General features: G+C 52.5%; 10 protein-coding genes. 3 read left to right on the plus strand and 7 right to left on the minus strand.

All coding sequences use genetic code 11. The features are described 5' to 3' along the window. Positions 1-223: 223 nt before the first annotated feature. Positions 224-589 (minus strand): DUF6364 family protein, encoded by a 366-nt coding sequence (locus GGR28_RS02845; RefSeq protein ID WP_183494199.1) that lies wholly within the window; start codon positions 587-589, stop codon positions 224-226. Between the two features lie 222 nt (positions 590-811). Between GGR28_RS02845 and GGR28_RS02850 the strand changes: the two genes are divergently transcribed. Then, positions 812-1,294 carry a YciE/YciF ferroxidase family protein gene (locus tag GGR28_RS02850; RefSeq protein WP_183494200.1) on the plus strand — a complete coding sequence of 161 codons (483 nt, stop codon included), beginning with the start codon at positions 812-814 and terminating at the stop codon, positions 1,292-1,294. A gap of 10 nt (positions 1,295-1,304) precedes the next feature. Here the strand turns inward: GGR28_RS02850 and GGR28_RS02855 are convergent, their stop codons facing one another. Continuing rightward, positions 1,305-1,607 carry a helix-turn-helix domain-containing protein gene (locus GGR28_RS02855; RefSeq protein ID WP_183494201.1) on the minus strand — a complete coding sequence of 101 codons (303 nt, stop codon included), beginning with the start codon at positions 1,605-1,607 and terminating at the stop codon, positions 1,305-1,307. A 28-nt stretch (positions 1,608-1,635) separates the two neighbouring features. On the opposite strand from GGR28_RS02855, the gene GGR28_RS02860 reads away from it, so the two are divergent. Together GGR28_RS02860 and GGR28_RS02865 are read left to right on the plus strand one after the other, a co-directional pair. Further along, positions 1,636-1,818 (plus strand): hypothetical protein, encoded by a 183-nt coding sequence (locus GGR28_RS02860; RefSeq protein WP_183494202.1) that lies wholly within the window; start codon positions 1,636-1,638, stop codon positions 1,816-1,818. Positions 1,819-1,907: 89 nt separating this feature from the next. After that, positions 1,908-2,192, plus strand: a complete 285-nt coding sequence (locus tag GGR28_RS02865) for a TlpA family protein disulfide reductase (protein WP_183494203.1) — start codon at positions 1,908-1,910, stop codon at positions 2,190-2,192. A gap of 34 nt (positions 2,193-2,226) precedes the next feature. Here GGR28_RS02865 and GGR28_RS02870 read toward each other — a convergent pair whose 3' ends face one another. The 5 genes from GGR28_RS02870 to GGR28_RS02890 form a co-directional block, all read right to left on the minus strand. Continuing rightward, positions 2,227-2,769 (minus strand): site-specific integrase, encoded by a 543-nt coding sequence (locus GGR28_RS02870; protein WP_183494204.1) that lies wholly within the window; start codon positions 2,767-2,769, stop codon positions 2,227-2,229. A 217-nt stretch (positions 2,770-2,986) separates the two neighbouring features. After that, complete coding sequence (locus GGR28_RS02875; RefSeq protein WP_183494205.1) at positions 2,987-5,365, minus strand: choice-of-anchor Q domain-containing protein; 2,379 nt, start codon at positions 5,363-5,365, stop codon at positions 2,987-2,989. Positions 5,366-5,389: 24 nt separating this feature from the next. Next, the gene (locus tag GGR28_RS02880) at positions 5,390-7,162 is read right to left on the minus strand and encodes a T9SS type A sorting domain-containing protein (protein ID WP_183494206.1); all 1,773 of its coding nucleotides are present in this window, start codon (positions 7,160-7,162) and stop codon (positions 5,390-5,392) included. Between the two features lie 367 nt (positions 7,163-7,529). After that, entirely contained in the window at positions 7,530-7,823 is a 294-nt protein-coding gene (locus tag GGR28_RS02885; protein WP_183494207.1) for a hypothetical protein, read from the minus strand. Positions 7,824-7,839: 16 nt separating this feature from the next. After that, positions 7,840-16,254 carry an RHS repeat-associated core domain-containing protein gene (locus GGR28_RS02890; RefSeq protein WP_183494208.1) on the minus strand — a complete coding sequence of 2,805 codons (8,415 nt, stop codon included), beginning with the start codon at positions 16,252-16,254 and terminating at the stop codon, positions 7,840-7,842. Between the last annotated feature and the right edge of the window lie 37 nt (positions 16,255-16,291).

Genomic DNA, 16,291 nt, shown 5'->3' on the forward strand with positions numbered 1-16,291 from the left:
AAAAGGGTAGAAGTGGGAGGAGCCAATGGACAGTTGGCCGAGTGATAGCAAACGGGTGAAAGCGAGTTTAGCATTGGTACGGTGGGTACAGACGATTGCTGGATCGGTGCTGGTAAGTGTGGAATTGATGAGATGTCTTGAGTGTCGTGGTCGAGGAAGGATATGCACAAGTTTTTTCCTATAATTTATATTATGTTAAGTAGAGTTTCGGAAGGCTCTCCCGCTAGCCTCTGGAAATCAGGTATTCGGCTGCTGAAAGGACGGGGAGTTTTGCGGGAACAAAATCCCTTTGGTTACGCGTAATGATTACCTCCGTGCCGCTCTCCAAAGCGGAATAGTACTGCAGGGCATCCTCGAAATCGCTGAAGGCGTCGTCGTTGAGCGCGAGCCGCACTACCCTTCCGCTCAGATCGACCAGGCGTTCCACCAGCGGGGTGCAGGCGGGTGCCGCTCCCCTACCCTCCGGCTCGGTCAGTGATGCCAGATACTGCTCGATCATACGAGATAAACTGGTCTCCCGCTCACGCGCATACTGCTTGGCACGGTCGATGACCGCGGCGTTGAGGCTTAGGGTGAGCTTTCGGTCCATGAGTACTGATTTGTACGTACAAGTATGCCATTGCTATACGTAAAAGTTTACTGGGGTTCTGTGCGCCGCGTGGTGTCCAACCATCGGGAGTTCAGTTTGGCGGGCGCACGCCTACAAGTTCCGGGTCCGGCTGACTGATGCAAAGAGCAAGTGTCGTCGAACATCAAATCCAGCGGACGGTTTCGCCTACAATTGCCATCCATCGTTCGATCAAGATACCCTATGAAAAACCTACAAGAACTCCTCGAGCACCAATTGAAGGACCTGTACTCTGCGGAGGGACAGTATGCGGAAGTGCTGCCGAAAATGGTCGCTGCCGCCACCGATTCCAAATTAAAAGCCATGTTCACCGACCACCTGAAGCAGACCAAGTCGCAGCAGGATCGGGTACGCAAAGTTCTGGAGGATATCAACGTCAAACCGGGAGGCGTAAAATGTGAAGCCATGGCTGGCCTCATTAAGGAGTGCGAAGGAATGATCGAGGAGGATGCCACGGATGCCGTTAAGGACGCCGGGCTAATCGCCGAGGCCCAACGCTGTGAGCATTATGAGATTTCCGGCTACGGTACCGCTACGCAGTACGCGATGACCCTGGGCCACGATAAGATGGTCAAGGTTCTCGACGCTATTCTGGACGAGGAATCCAGGTTCAATGAGGAGCTGAATGATCTGGCCATCCAGGAGATCAACAAGAAGGCGGTGTAGGTTTGCCGGGCTAATTCAACTTTATTTGCCCAGGCAGATTCCACACTAGGACTTGACCGTTTAGTTGGGTAAAAGGCAGCATCCCCACCTTTTTCTTGAACAGGGTACCGAACGACTGCGGGTGCTCGATGCCCAGGTCGTAGGCGATGGCACTGACCGGCTCGTCGGACGCCAGCAGAATGTTCTTCGCCCGCTCGATCAAGTGGTAGTGGATGTGCTCCTGGGTGTTCTTGCCCGTCTCTTTCTTCAGCAGGTCGCTGAGGTAGCCTCCACCCGCTCCACCACGTCGGCCTGGTGGAGGCTGCGCGTGCAAAATTGCCTTTCGTAGAAGCGATTGCAGGGTGCAGCAGCAGTTCCAGGTTAGCTACGATGACGGTCTGGCTGTGCTGATCGATGTGTTGCTCGCATTCGTCTTCGATGGCTTCGATGCAGCGCGTGATCTTCGCTTTCTCCCGCTCGGAAAGATGCAGTGCCTCGTTGAAGGCGTTGTAGAAGAATCCGTAGGACTTGATCTTGGTGCCTAGGGAATGAGTAAAACCAAGTCCCTAAACCGGGAAGAGCGGATGTCCTTCCTGGAGGCCACCCGCCGGCACGAACAGAAAACTAAATTCTGGTGCCGGTTGCCCGCACGCTCGACCTCAAAACCTTCCGCAAGGACAAGAAATATTTTCTGTTAGATTTCTGGGGGAGCTGGTGCCGACCCTGCATCGAGGCCTTTCCGAAACTCCGTGATTTTCGCACTAATTACCAGGATTGGGTAGACCTGATCGGCATCAATGTCGGTGACACGGAGGAAACCTTTACTGAATGGGAAAGCCGCCTGGCCATCGACCGGCCCGCTTACCGCATAGCTGAAACCGCTGAACGTCAGCGGGTTTCCAACCTATCTGCTGTTTAACCAAGCCGGGCAATTGCTGGCCAACTCCCATGACTTAGATGAGATCGTTGAGGTGATGGTAAGTGAGAAATAAATGAGATGTTGATCGGCTCATCCCAATATAAATTCTTCCTATTTGAAGGATTGAAGATTGCCACTCAGAAATCGTCTCCTGCGTCAGCCCAATGTAGTACCGCCAGGTCGCCCCGATAATCCCAGGTCTTGCGCCTGCTAGCGTTCTGCGAAACAATTCCGTAGGTCGAGAAGGCTTTCCATATCCACCTGTTGGCGGCAGCCACCGAGATCGCCTTCTCGCGGTTGCCGTCACTCCGCTGACCAGGCCGGGGTATTCGGCGGAGGTCTGCAGCGCCCCCCCTACCCGACGGGCCAGCTTCAGGAAGTTGCCGTGGACGTCGACCGTTCTTTCTTTCCCGGTCTTACCTCCCTTAATGAGGAACTGATCCGCCTGGATCTGATCCCAGCGCAGTTGGAGGATATCCCAGATGCGAAGGCCAAGGTAGATGCCGGCACCGATCAACAGGGCGCTGTTGTAGCGGTGGTTACCTGAGCCAGTTGAACTTTGAAAAGCAACTATCATAATAATCAGCAACGAAGCCCTTACCCGTGGCGGGCCTTGACGTGGTATGAACCGTTTTCTACGCCCAAGCCCCCCGGTCTCCTACGGGGGCTTGTCCTAAGAAAACTCCCGCTGCGGTTAACGATCCGACTTAGCAAGACTCCTATTCAAATCTGTCCCAAATTACCCGACCACCTCCCTATGTCTCTTTATGGACCAAGTAGTGGTGCTTGCCTAATCAGTTACAATTTGTAGAAGTCTCCCCCTGGCCGGTGGGGGGGGCCGCATTCAGGGTAAAATGCAGTTTGTCCAATTGTGCCTTTTTTTCCCGATAGGCTATGTCAATGGTGTTGTAGCCATCCTGTAGGGAATAGGAATTGGATGTTACTTGCTTCCAGGCCCAGGTGGGAGCATCTATCCCATTCCATGTAACCCAATCTCCATCATTAATGCGTATCCAGAAGGAGTCCTCATCTACTCTCTGCGCCAAGACCCTTCCATATAGGGTATATACGCCTGCCCGGGCGTCGGTAACTGAAAAGCGGACTCGATTTTCCGGCACGTCGCCCTGAGAGGTAGAAGTGGAAGATGGTCCATAATAAACCACATACCTGCCTCCGGATGCGAGGGTATCGACTTCAATCGAGAAACCGCTACCTACTTCGGCGCATTCACTTTCTAGCCAAAAAGACTCAGTCAGGGCTATGGGAGTGTTGCACTCATACAGACTAGGATCACCGGCACCGGGTGGTGGGGTACCGGAAATGGCAAGGTGTAGTTTAGCAAGCTGAGTATTGGGCTCGCGGTACGCGAAGTCGATAGTGTTGTCCCCTTCTGTAAGGGTGAAGGGCCCTCCACTGACCTCCTTCCACTCAAAGACAGGGGCTTGTAATCCCTGCCACCACCGGATCCAAGCCCCCCCATTGACGCGCACCCAGTAGGAATCGGCACTTGAATCTGGAGCTCGCACGCGGGCAGAGAGTATATAATCTCCAGCCTGTGCCTGCTCGATCTGGAACCGGACGTAATTTTCAGGGACATCGGCCGGTGGATCACTGTTAGAATTTGCACCCTCGTATACAACATATTGTTCACCCGTGCCGCTGTCGGTACGAGTGACCCAGTTGCTGCCTACCTCGGCACATGCTACGGCCGCGTGGAATTCTTCTAGTAATGCTTCGCTTTCGTCGTCACACGGATCACCTATACCGTCGCCATCGGAATCGAGTTGATTGGGGTTGTAGAAGTAAGGACAATTGTCCGTCTTGTCCTCTACATACCGGTTGGGGGCAGTGGCGGCGTACGCGCCCGTAGCGGGATCACCGAAGCCGTCTCCGTCAAAGTCGGCGTAAAAGTAGTTTGGTCCGAACTCGTAGGCCCCGATGTCGCGCCTCGCGTTGTAGACTCTCCGCCCTAATTGATCGAGAGCATCGTTATCTGGATCACCTGCATCTATGGCTGGGCTGGTAGACTTGGGCTCGTGAATGAAAGCGTTGGTCACCGGCTCACTTAAAGGGTGTAGCCCAGGGTCGACATCGCGCAAATCCGATTGACGTTGCAGAAATGCATACTGGGGGTCTGGCCCTACGATGTTGAAGCCACCTGAGTTAGTATTATGTCCATTTGCAAGCATGATAAACTCACCCGTTGTCTTGTCGGCAACGTTTTGTGCAATGATCGAATTTTTGAATTCCACGGTTGCTTCACTTGTCTGACCAGCGTACCCCCCCCCTTGATACGTCTGATTGTTAACAATAGTACAATCGTAAAAAAGTGCATCTCCGACGTGTTGGTGGATGGCTCCCCCATAGCGTACGGCTGTGTTGCCTGAAATGGTCGAACTGTAGAACTCATATTTACCATCTGCATACATACTAATGCCCCCCCCGCGGGCATTGACATCCAGGGTGGTATTGTGTATAAAGGTCGAGTGTTTCACCACCGCGGAGTCACAGAGTAACAATTCCAAGCCGCCTCCGTACGCCGCTCCACGACTGCGTAGAACCAAGTTATTCCGAAAAAGGACGTTATCGATTACCACCTCCTTTGTGCCGTGAAAGTAAGCGCCGCCACCACAGTTGCCGGACTTATTGTTCTGTATGACGCCATTTACAAGACGAACTTTTCTTCCGTATGCCGTGAGCCCCCCTCCACAGTCCTGAGATTGATTGCCTTCTATTATAAATTCTTCTAAGTGAAGATTCGATGAATCATTTACAATAAATGCAGCACCGCGGCCGGATGCATTGGTCACGTTTGGAGCATAGCCGTCGAATACGGATAATCGTCGCACTATTATATCACTTCCGCTGACAATATTAAATACACGGGTCTTGTTTTGTCCGCTGATCAGGGTCGCATCTACCCCATTTCCTATAATTTTAATAGCCAGACCAGTTATCTTGAGCGTTGAATCCACCTTAATCATCTGTCCGTTCGTGCTGGCGTCAAAGCGAATAACATCGCCATCCGCCGCATCCTGTATGGCCTGTCTTAAAGTACCCGGGCCGCTATCCGCCGTTGAGGTAACGTATATATCCGCCGCGGCTGCCCGGTCGGCAAACACGAGAAAAAAAAATATCGTGGCGGCAAATAATTTCTTTGGTAAGTTCTTCATAAAACGTCAGGCTTAAAGAATAAATTAGGTAAGCTGAATAGAAGCAACCTGTAGTAGGTCACCATTATCGCTCCGCAATTCAACGTAGTAAAGCATGCCACGTTGCTGATTGGAAAGGTCGAGAGTGATGACTTGGTACGCCGCGAAAGTTTGTGGCTGCCCAACTAATTGCCCCGTCTGATTGCGGACAGTAACGGTTACCGCCTCCGCATCGTCACAACCCGATGGCCGGGGAATGGAAAAGTATCCATGTGTGGGGATGGGGAATGATTGGATACAGCCGTCGATAATATCGGGGAGGCAGTCGCCTTCCGAAAACGCTTGCGCCTCCTGCAAGACGGCCTGTATGGGACTGGTGAGCGTGAATGTAGGGATTGATGCCCCTTCGGATTGGAGGTAGATGGTGTGATCGGTTCCGGCGCTATTTTGCCAATTTGACTGGATGAGACAGTCCTGATCAAATCGTTTTGAGATACCACCTACTAAGGTCTGTAATTCGACCGATCCATCAGAAAGCCGACTATTTGCGTAAACAAGGTGGTTCTTATCGGCTGATGGTGCGACCACACTGCCACTCACGGACACTCCGCTTGCGGATTTGACTTCAGTTGCCGAAAACGCAAACTCCCAAGCCGGTGAACGGTAGAACGCTACGGTCTTGCCCAAAAATGACTTGCCCTGGGTGGTGCTACCGGTGAAGTAAGCAACAACGTTGGTGCTTAGCACTTCGGTCGTTACGGCATCAAAACGGGCGATGGTGCCGGGGGCATCGATTTTATGACTTCCCTGTAGGGTGACGGTATTGTTGTCCTTCGTAAAAAGCCATATTCGCGGCAACCTATCTCCCTGACTAGTGGAGCCATGTCCAAGCACTATATACCTGCCGTCGGAGGTCTGAGCAACGCGCTCAAAACTATGGGCATCCCCACTATACCGGTAGTGCGCTGAAAGGCTCCCATTGGAATTCAACAAAAAGATACTGGCTCCTTCGGTACCACGAATATTCCCGAAGACAACGATCTGGCCCAGTTCGTCAACAAAGAGATCGATGGCTTGGAAGGACCCGCTGGATGTTGCATCGGTCACGGTGCGCTCGAGCTCACCCACGGCACTAACTATGCCCGCACTAGTTACCTTAAGCAATAAGGGTATAGCATCCCCATAACTATTTACATTCAACCGGCGGCTTAGAAAATAGGCGGCCTTACCGTCGGTAGTCGCGGCTAAATGCTCGAAACCGGGGTAATTATACCGTTTGGTCCAGGTCGTGCTACCGTCGAAGCCTATTTTGTAAAGCGTTCCAGCATCTGCCTCGAAACCATAAGAAGTAAAACCGCCCGTCGATGTCGACGCACCGGAACCCGAAGAAGGGTCCCCGAGAGTCTGTGGCGGAGGTGGAAGCACTCCGCCGGTCACAACAAAACCATCCGTAAGCCTGGCAAAGGAACTAAATATCATATTGGACTCGGATTGCTTTCGCCAAACTACGCGTCCCCATTCGTCTAGCTTGGTAAACAGCCCGTACGTATTATTATCAGACGAGCTGAACAGGTTGCTGAGCAAGTAAGTAAACCGTCCATGTTCGGCGATTTGTACGACCCGCTCGTCTCCGCTTTCGCCGACGAGGCTGAGTAGCGACTGGCAGCAGGCCTCCGGGACGTAACGACGCAAGGGGGGACTGGCCGATGCCGCTGCGGCCGCCGAGGCGGCGAGGTTGCTACCGGAGGCAACCTCCTGGCCTGATAACGAGACCGTGCAAATAGCGCAAAGGAAAAGGGTTGATAACAGTGGGTGCATAAATTAAAATTGTTGCATTGTATTTAGCCGACAAAGGCCGCTTACGTACTATTTGCAGTATTCCCAAACAAGACTTCTTTCCTATGCGGTAGTAAACTATTGCCTGGCTACCATACATACTAGAACCTTGAACGTGCCCAGTAAGTGATTAAATTTAGTGTACTCCCTGATCATCAAGGAATGTACCTATCCGGGAATTAGTCACGCACAATAGTAGTTTTAAATAATTAAAGTAGAAGCATGGATAAAATAAATTTACTTGACAGTAAAGCCAAATCCAATCACATTTTTGTGCCGCCCAATAACCGCGCCACGTCAATCCCGCATCAAAGCGGCCCGGCGTGGCGCTACTCATTGGGCGGAAAAATTAACTTTTGATTACTCTTGATACAGACCGCAAGTAGCCTTCAAACACATCTAGCAAAGCCTGTCGTGCCCCCGCTTCAGAATTAGGATACTTTTGAAGAATGTAAGCCCACCAACTCGCACTAAAGCTGTGGTCCATCTCTCGACTCAACCATTCGCTGATTGTTGGAGCCTTTTGTTCATAATCAGGAATATTTAGCAAGGACATTTCGTACCCATTAATATAATTAATAAGACTTGATAGGCTCTCATGATCTTTTAAAATCATGTGCGGCTTCTCCTTTAACAGTTGCATTAAACTAGATATCATGTTAATCTCCATCAGGAAGTTCTGTTTTTTTAAGATAATCCCAATCAAGGAAGAGTTCTTTGTAGCTATCTGCATCTAAACCTTCTGAACCAGTTAATCCATCATAGAATTTCCCATCCTTAAATACGGCAAAGTGCTCTTTCCACGTATTGCCGGTAACAATTGTCTGACCTGACTGGTCTACGACATCGCCAATACCAGCTCGTCCAGGAAAAACTGCATTTTCTATTTTTACTATGATGCCCCCAATTTCTTCTTTTATCACTTGTGCGCAGGCTTTACACTGCCCTCCATCTGCTAGTAATTCTGATTTAGTAGCTAAATTTTTTGCAAAAGGCCACCATGCTGGACCTACCCTTGCACCAGCATATACTCCACTCCCTCCTGGAAGGGAAAGCATCACTCCGACTCCTGAAGCAGTATTTGATACTAACTTCTCCGTCAAGGATGGTTCAGCCTGAGCTTCCGTATATGTCAGCTCGAAATTGCCATAAGAATTACGACCAGCATGGTAGGTACGATATGGAGGTAAATCTTCATCATCAGTCCATAAGGCCTTTGTACCTCTCCAAACATTGTGAGCTAGTTGGCGAACGTTGACAACCAAAGATGGAATAATTTCATCCGCTATTGAGGGAGTTCTAAGCACACCATCGTCGCCTACACAGCAAGATTCACTTTTAGGTAAAAGTCCTTTTTTATCTATAAAAGAAATTGGATTATTGCTCGCGAACGAATATGGAGAAGATTGGGGGATTGCCGCAGATAACGGGTCTAAAGATAGGAACCTAGCTATCCCCGGGTTGTAGATCCTGAACCCGTAATCATAAGCCGTGGTGCCAGTTCCCCATTCTCCGCTATCGTCTTTCTCCTTCCCGTTAAAGGCGTAACGATAGCTACCTAACCCCATCCCCCGTTCCCGTTCCAGGCTAAGTCCGAACGCCAGGTAATCCTGGTGACTTTTCAGATCTGGCATCGCAGCCGTCCCCTCATCGTAAGCGACTAATCCTTCACCGAAGGTCGTGACCACGTTACCCAGATGGTTCGTCAGTTCGTAGGTCCGGGCCCCGAAAGTGAGGGTACGCTCGGTGAGTCCGCGGTCGAGAGTGACTTCGCCCAGTCGGCTGGAGCCGAAGAGATATTGCTGTTTCCACTTCAACTCCGCCCCGATAGCTATCGAGGCGTTCCCGCCCAACTCGTAGGTAGCCAGAGTATTTCCCTGAGCGTCGCGAACGTAGTAGGTCGCTTCCTCCAGCTCGTCGTCGTCAGGATTATCGGTGGCCCCGGCTCGATAGCGCAGCTTGGCCCACCTTTGCTGATCCGGCCCGTAGCCGAAGTCCGACCGGTAGGGGGCGGGGTCAAAGCCGTTGCGGTCGTGGGTCACGTCGGTTACTTTACCATAGGGGTTCCAGGTGATGGCTTTCCTGCCTGCGGGACTTGTTTCTTCGATCAAGTTACCGCTTTTATCGTAGTTATACGCATGTTCACCCACTAGGAAGGCAAACGGGCGCCAGGAATCGCTGCCCCCCGCCCGCGCGGTGACTGCTTCCAGCAGATTGGTCCTCGCTATGTAGGTATACTGCAGTCGGTTATGCCCGGTATTGGCCTCCGTGCCGAAGAAGCGGTCCAGGTGGCGGATATTGCCGTTGCCGTCGAAGGTCGGGGCCTCCACCGCCCGAAGTAAATGGGTACCCTCCGGCGTGGCGACCTGGCCGGGGCGTGTATCCTGACCGTAGAACTCTTGGCGTCCGTAGCGTAGGCGGTTGAGCTGATCGTACTCCCCCACCAGGGCGGCGGTGCGGAATTTGTCGGCGGCCGTCGACTTGTAGTGACGGACGATGTTCCCATTGAACAGCTCGTAGTCCGGTGGCAGTACATTGTCGAAGGGATTCGCAACGTTGGCATTGATCGGAGTATAGTCCTGGTGGAAATACTGGTTGGCGTAGCGGTAGAGATCGATGTTACCGACCTGACCGATGAGGTGGCTGCCGGTTGCGTCGCGGCCGTCCATATTCATATCCGGGGCCGCTACATCGGCGTAGTCGTCACCCAGGGAACCGTTGACCCCCTTGATCCACCCCTGTAGCGTGTAAGCGTAGTCCAACCCCTGCAGACCGTCCTGGCCCAGCACGGTGCGCTTCAGGGGGCCGTGGTCGTAGTATGTATAGGAGGCGTCGCGCTTCCAGATATTCGAGCGGGAATGCTCGGTTTCAATTTCGGAACTGAAAACCTCGCTCAGTCGATTGAGTTTGTCGTACTTATAATGGTAGGAAAATTGGTCGGGTTGTCCTAGCTGGTAGTGCAGGTAGTGGACGTTTCCGGAAATCAGATCGTAAGTATAGGCCAGGGTTTTGTACCGCTGTCCGTAAGTCCCGAGATCGGGAAAATCTTGTACCAACTTATCGACATTACCGGCGATATCGTAGTGGTAATGGCTGGCAAAGTCGTAGGTCTGATAGTCGTACCCGCTCCCTTGCGGAGCCTCGGGGTCGGGTTCGGCACGATAGGTGGTGGCCACGACCCGGTTCCGGCGAACGAAGGGGTCGTCGTTTTGAAACTGGTAAGAAAGCCCTGAGTTGGTATACCAGGTTTTGGTGACGTGGAAGCGGTCGGCACGGTCCGCCATCGCATTCTCCAGCTTATCGTCCCTGGCCTCGATAAGCAAGGCATCAAACTGTTGATCGTTTACCGGAAGTTCACCGACCTCCTCGGGGCGGCCCAAGTTGTCGTAGAGGGTGTAGCTCAGTAGACCGAGGGTCTGTTGTCGTCCGTCCATCGATAGCACGGGGCGTCCCAAACGATCGTACCAGGTACGGGCGGGGTCTTTGTCGGGGGCATCGCTGAGGGTGACTTCGTTGAAGCTGTTATACCGGTAGTGGGTCAGCATTCCATGCCCTGGCAGGGTGGGAGCCGGCAGTGCACTGTTACCGTATTCGTGTAAGTCGGGAAGGTAGTCGCGGTAGGTCTTAACGTCGGTGTGCTTGCTTTCGGGCAACGGCTCTACGCCGTCCGGGGGAACGGTCATGGCCAGGTTACCGGCCTGGTCGTAATAGTACAGGGTGTAGTGATATTCGCGCTCGGGATACCGTAGGTCGAGCCGGTCGTTTACGTTTCCGAGGCAGTGGTCGCGATAGCCCCGCTCAAAATCCGTACGGCGGCGGTCGAGGTAACGACTGTGCTGGGCCAGGGCGTCTTGCCGGGCGCGTTCGCGGGTCTCTTCCTCGCAATTAAGGGGCTGGTCTTCAGGATCGGCTGTAGCGGGGGGCTCAGCGCAAATCATACAACTCGAAGCCTCTGCACCGAGTACCGTAGCGTATTCTTCCCAGCTTCGGTTGTAGCCTAACCGGGCGTTGAGATGGTCGGCCCGTCGATCGTTGTTCCACGCGTCGGTAGAATCGGCACAAGTAACAGTGGCTGCCTGATCGTAGGATTGCAGGACAGACTTATAGGCGCAAAAATTGCCACCTGGATTGAATTCGGCGGGCAGCAAGAGGTCCTCAATAGTGGCGAACAGCTGATCCGGATCGGTGGAGGGATCCAGAAATTGTTCGATCATCGTAAGGGTATAATTGAGATCGGTGACCGTCATCCGGTTCAGCCGTGCCATATTTTCGATCACTTCCGTAGAGAGGCTCGTGCCAAGACTTTTCTCCGGCACGTCGCAGGTAGTGCATGCGCAACCGTCCAGCAAAAAATCCAGCCGAGACTGGAGAAACCCTCGGTTGAGAAACAGGAAAACCGGCACCTGTTCTGCTGGAATCCGGGCAGTTCCGCCATAAAAGTCCTGTCCGGCGGGCGGGGGGAAGCTAATCAGGTTACTACCGCAATTGCCGGGTAAGTTACAGGCATCGGACCCAGTATTATGCTTGTCGATATAATATGCCAGGACTTCTTGAAAGGTTGCCCCTCCAATACCTGGGGTAAACACTACGTTGGCGGGCACCGTGGAGCTACCGAAGGGCTCGCCCCCGACACAGCCGGCGGTGCAAATTGCACGTAGTTCGGCAATCATGGCGGCGAGATCCGCCGCGGGGAGGTTAGCCAAGACCGGACACTGGTTTATTTGGGCGCGCCAGCTTGCTTCGTACTGGGCACAGCGATCCTGGCAATCGGATTCGTAATTATCCGAGACGTCGGATATTTGCCGGCCGAAAGGTTTATCAGGGTCGAGGAGATCTTCTTCAGTTTTGGGAAGGTCTCCGGCAAGGATGTCGACTGCCAAAAAGTTGGTGACGCGGGCCTGATAATAGCCCATTAGTGGTTCGGTATTACAGGCACCGTCGTAGTTGCAATTGAATTCCTGACACAGCGGCTGCGGCAGACAAATCCACTTTAAGTTATCCCATGCTCGGGAAGCCGCTCCCAAGTTGTCGGCTAATCGCTCTCCCGCAACGAAGGTGCTTTTCCGCCCCAGGTATAAATCGCGTACGATCCTCCAGGCAATATCCTTCTGGTAATCTTTCAGTCCGGCCCACGTCCAGCTACCGTCGGTACCTCCGAATAATTCCGTCAGCCTGAGAGTGGCGATCGCGGCAATTCCGGTTTCAGCATCGTTGACTGTCGGATCACCAAGAAATGCGTCTCGACGCCCATTGAGATCCGCTAACATAAATGGATCCTTGTTGGCGATCGCCACTACAAAATTGTAGATCGCGGTCCCCTTAAGATCGGCGGAGCTTCCGTAATCACCACTTGCTGTCGCATAAGTCTGCACGGATCGCATCGTCTCGTCGAAATCGTGACTACCGACTACGGCGTCGTCACCGGAGTCGATATTATTGATGCACCAATCGTAAAGCTGATTTTCGGGATGGAGGGGTAACAGTGCCTTTACCCATTTTTCATCGAAATTGTCGATGAAATCGGACAGCGAGACGTCCGCTAAATCTTCCTTCGTTTCACCGTTGATTTTTATCTCTATACCGGACCAATCGAGGGATTCATCCTGGTATACCCGTAGATTGGGGTTGTCTGGATGGAGGTTCAGAATGGAAAATGTATATGTCTGCGCATTGTCTTCTTCGTCTACCGGATCGGGCGTCAGAACGTAATTTCCGTTCGGATACGCTTCGGTATACTCAATTCTGAATCGGGCGTACTGCCCCTGGCCGGGAGTCAGGTCACCCTCCATCACGGCATACAGGGACTCGCAGGGCGTAGGGAGTTCGGCACATAGATCGTCGCACGCTTGTGATCGGTCCGGGTCACTGCAATCACACGGCTGGCATCCCGATACGTCTGCACCGGCCACGTAATTATCTACATACGTATCCTGTGGAATGACGCAGACGGCGGTAGCCATGTATTCTTCTATTGCTGCCTCCACCGCCGGCTCGTGTAAAGTGACCGTTTTGGTAATGATGTATTCCCCCTGTGGAAGTTCTATGCCTGTCAGGTCGATCTCACCGCCGGCAAAGCAATCTTCGGTATTTCCCGACAGTTGTTTGTTAACCAGTTTAAGCGGCGCGGGGGCGGTAAAAGCCCCTGCGTCGCAAAGACTGACCGGCGCTATCGCAATTTCAATATCGTAGTAGCATTCGAAGCAGTCATCGATGTAGTTGGTGGTTGTCTGGCTGGCGAATGTCCCGGAACCAGCGGACGTAGGAGACTCCGGATGGGGAAATTCGGGATCCGGCTGTTCCTCTGGCGGATTAGGGTCTTCAATCCTGGGGCAGCAACCGCTCTCGTAGGTTGCTTCCTTAAGGGCATAACACAGGTCATAGAAGTCAGTCTGTGGCACGAGTAGGGCAAAGGTGGTCACGACCCGGTCGTCATAGACGACATTATTTGTAATATCTGTGGTGACGTAATTCGGTGTGCTCCCGGTTGCCGTACCACCATCAACGGTGGGAGTCATGACATTTTCCTCTCCGATGCCCAGGGGGCTGCGGTCCAGACTGCCTAGTTGGTATAGCTCTTCCCCGTAGACGGTACCGGCCAGGCCGCCATTCTCGCCACCGTTCTCCTCCAGCCAGTTGTCGCCATCGATTTGGCTACCGATGAGGATTTCGTATGCTTTCCCGTTCTCTACCGAGAAAGGCGCGGATTGATGGTATGCGGGACGATAACTCCAGTAGCGGCTGTTGAAAAAAGCGCGGGCAAAGGCTAGATTCCCTTCCCCGGACTCCAGTGAAGCAAAAAAGCTGACGGCATCCGTTGAGTTTTGGGGTAGATAGGCCACCAGGTTGATTCCGGGGTATAGGGTAGGTTGGAAGGCCGAGTCGATGGGAATACCCTCGACGGCAAAGTCCATATCCTCACTTACTCCGATCATGTATCCTCGTCCCGGCTCCATATGCGTTAAGACGTTTTCTTCCTCCGTTAGACGCGGGTTGAAGAGCGCAAGGCCACCCAGACTATCCCGCCCCTGTACGTAAATGAGTTTGTCCTGGGCGATCAGTTCCGCGAAGATCGCCGTGATGCGGTTATCGGCCGGTGCAACATCCAGGCTGGCCATATTAAAGCCTTGGGTCAAGTGCAGGGTATCAGATCGAACTTCCGGTGCAATCGCAACAGAAACATATTGACAGGTCGACTCTCTTCCCGTCGGACCGGCGGCCTCCAGACAGACCACGTAGGTACCAAGCTGTGGAAAAGTGAAAGATGGGTTTTCGTCGATTGAGGTGCCTAGATCCGCAAAGTTCCACTCATAGCTGTCGGCTGCCTGGCTGGAATTCTCAAAACTGACGGTTAGTGAGTCCGTAGGGTCTATTCTATAGCCGAAATTGGCCTCGACCTGACTAATGGGAATTAGGTTTGCGGGTGATTGCCCGGCGAGTGCAGTTGCTACCGTACGGCCTTTGGCATCGAGGTAGCTGATGGTGGCTTGCCCGTTAGGGTCGACGACCATTGTTTTCTGATAGTGGCTGGCTGACCCGACATTGACACCAAACAAGCGGTCTAATTCACGCTGGGCAGGTTTTCCGTAGTAATATTTCGTATCGTGGGCGCCAATTTGGAGCCGAGGCCCAACCCCTCCCTGGCGTCGGATACGACCGGTATTGTCGGGAGTGTAACGGGTAACGGCAAACGGATAGCCGTGTGCATCGGGGACATATGCATTTTCACCCTCACTCTTTTCATTACTTGAGCTAAAGAATTTCCCCGCTCCGGCATCCGTGCCCATGACTTCGGAACCGCACTCCCCTGCCGCCTCGACCTGGGCGGTACCGTAAATATGGAAAGGAATGTTGTCTGCGGTTTGCCCTACTGGTTTCGCAAGTGTCTTCGGATCAAAGCGCAAAGGGTGTGCCGCGTTGGCATTAGGGTAAACCGGAGCCGGTAGTATCGAAGCCGCCGGACGGCCCATCGCATCGTAGACTGTTTGCTGGCCGATTGCGAACTCGGTATTGGGATTTGGCTCGCCGTTTTTTTCGCCGTACTGGAGCACGAGGTTCTGCCGGGCACGCATCGTGCCATCGAGGTAACTGATACTGGGCAATTGCTTGGCCTCTTCGGCGAAATTGGTCGTCGCTTGCCAGTTAAAGCCCGTCTGGTGTCCTACTCGAAGGATTCCGAAGTCCGCGTGCGTCGTAGGGTCGGAAGGAATATTCACTCCAGAGGTACTCCAACGAGTATAAGTCCTCAAATCTCCCTCACCGTACTGTACGGCGCGGTAGCGTACAACTAGGTAGCCGTCCCGAAACAGGTTAAAAAGCCGAAAATTATTATCCGCGGAGGTAAGTCGTGTGCTATTGTTACGGAATAGGTCGTCGATCGGGATGTCGTTCCCGTTTCCATTGGATAAATTCCGTCCGCTTTTACTATTTTCATCATAGAAGACATACTCTAAATCGTACTCAGTTGCACAGCCCACACTCGGTACGGTAGCGACGATTTTACCTTCTACATCCTCCGAGGTGGCAAAAACTTTCGGGTCTAGTGACTGTGATAAATCTAATGGGCAAGGGGTTGCATTTTCCGATATTTCACCCATTAAAATCATCTTAGGAGATTCCGAACCTACCGGACCATCATTACGGGTTACGGAGATCACGTGTACATCCATCCGCCACTTGTTTTGTATTACATCGGCGGCTATGAGATGCGTCCCACCTGCGGGGGTAGCGTCAATAATAAATTCAAATAAGTGGGTTTCCGGATCTTCAAATCGGTCCGGCAGGGCCTGACGCGTAGTGACTTCTACCAAAACGGTGTAATCACCATCCGGAACGGGCTGGGTACCTACCTGAGCTAAAGAAAATAATAGGCGATTTCGTGATCCTCGAAACTGCCTGTAAGTTGGAATACTATTAGGGTCATTGTTCTCCTCAAGTAGATCGTTTATTTCTACCCTGAACTCCTGATCGGCCACTAAGGGTTCCCCTTCGATTTGGTTCACAAATGTGCCCGATTGTCCCGTTAAACCTCCGGCGGTACATAGAATAAAAAAGGCTATAAATAGGCGAACTGACATACGGAGAGGATAAGCTGGGGTAGAAATATTATTAGAG

The organism is Neolewinella aquimaris, assembly GCF_014197245.1.
Lineage (GTDB): Bacteria > Bacteroidota > Bacteroidia > Chitinophagales > Saprospiraceae > Neolewinella > Neolewinella aquimaris.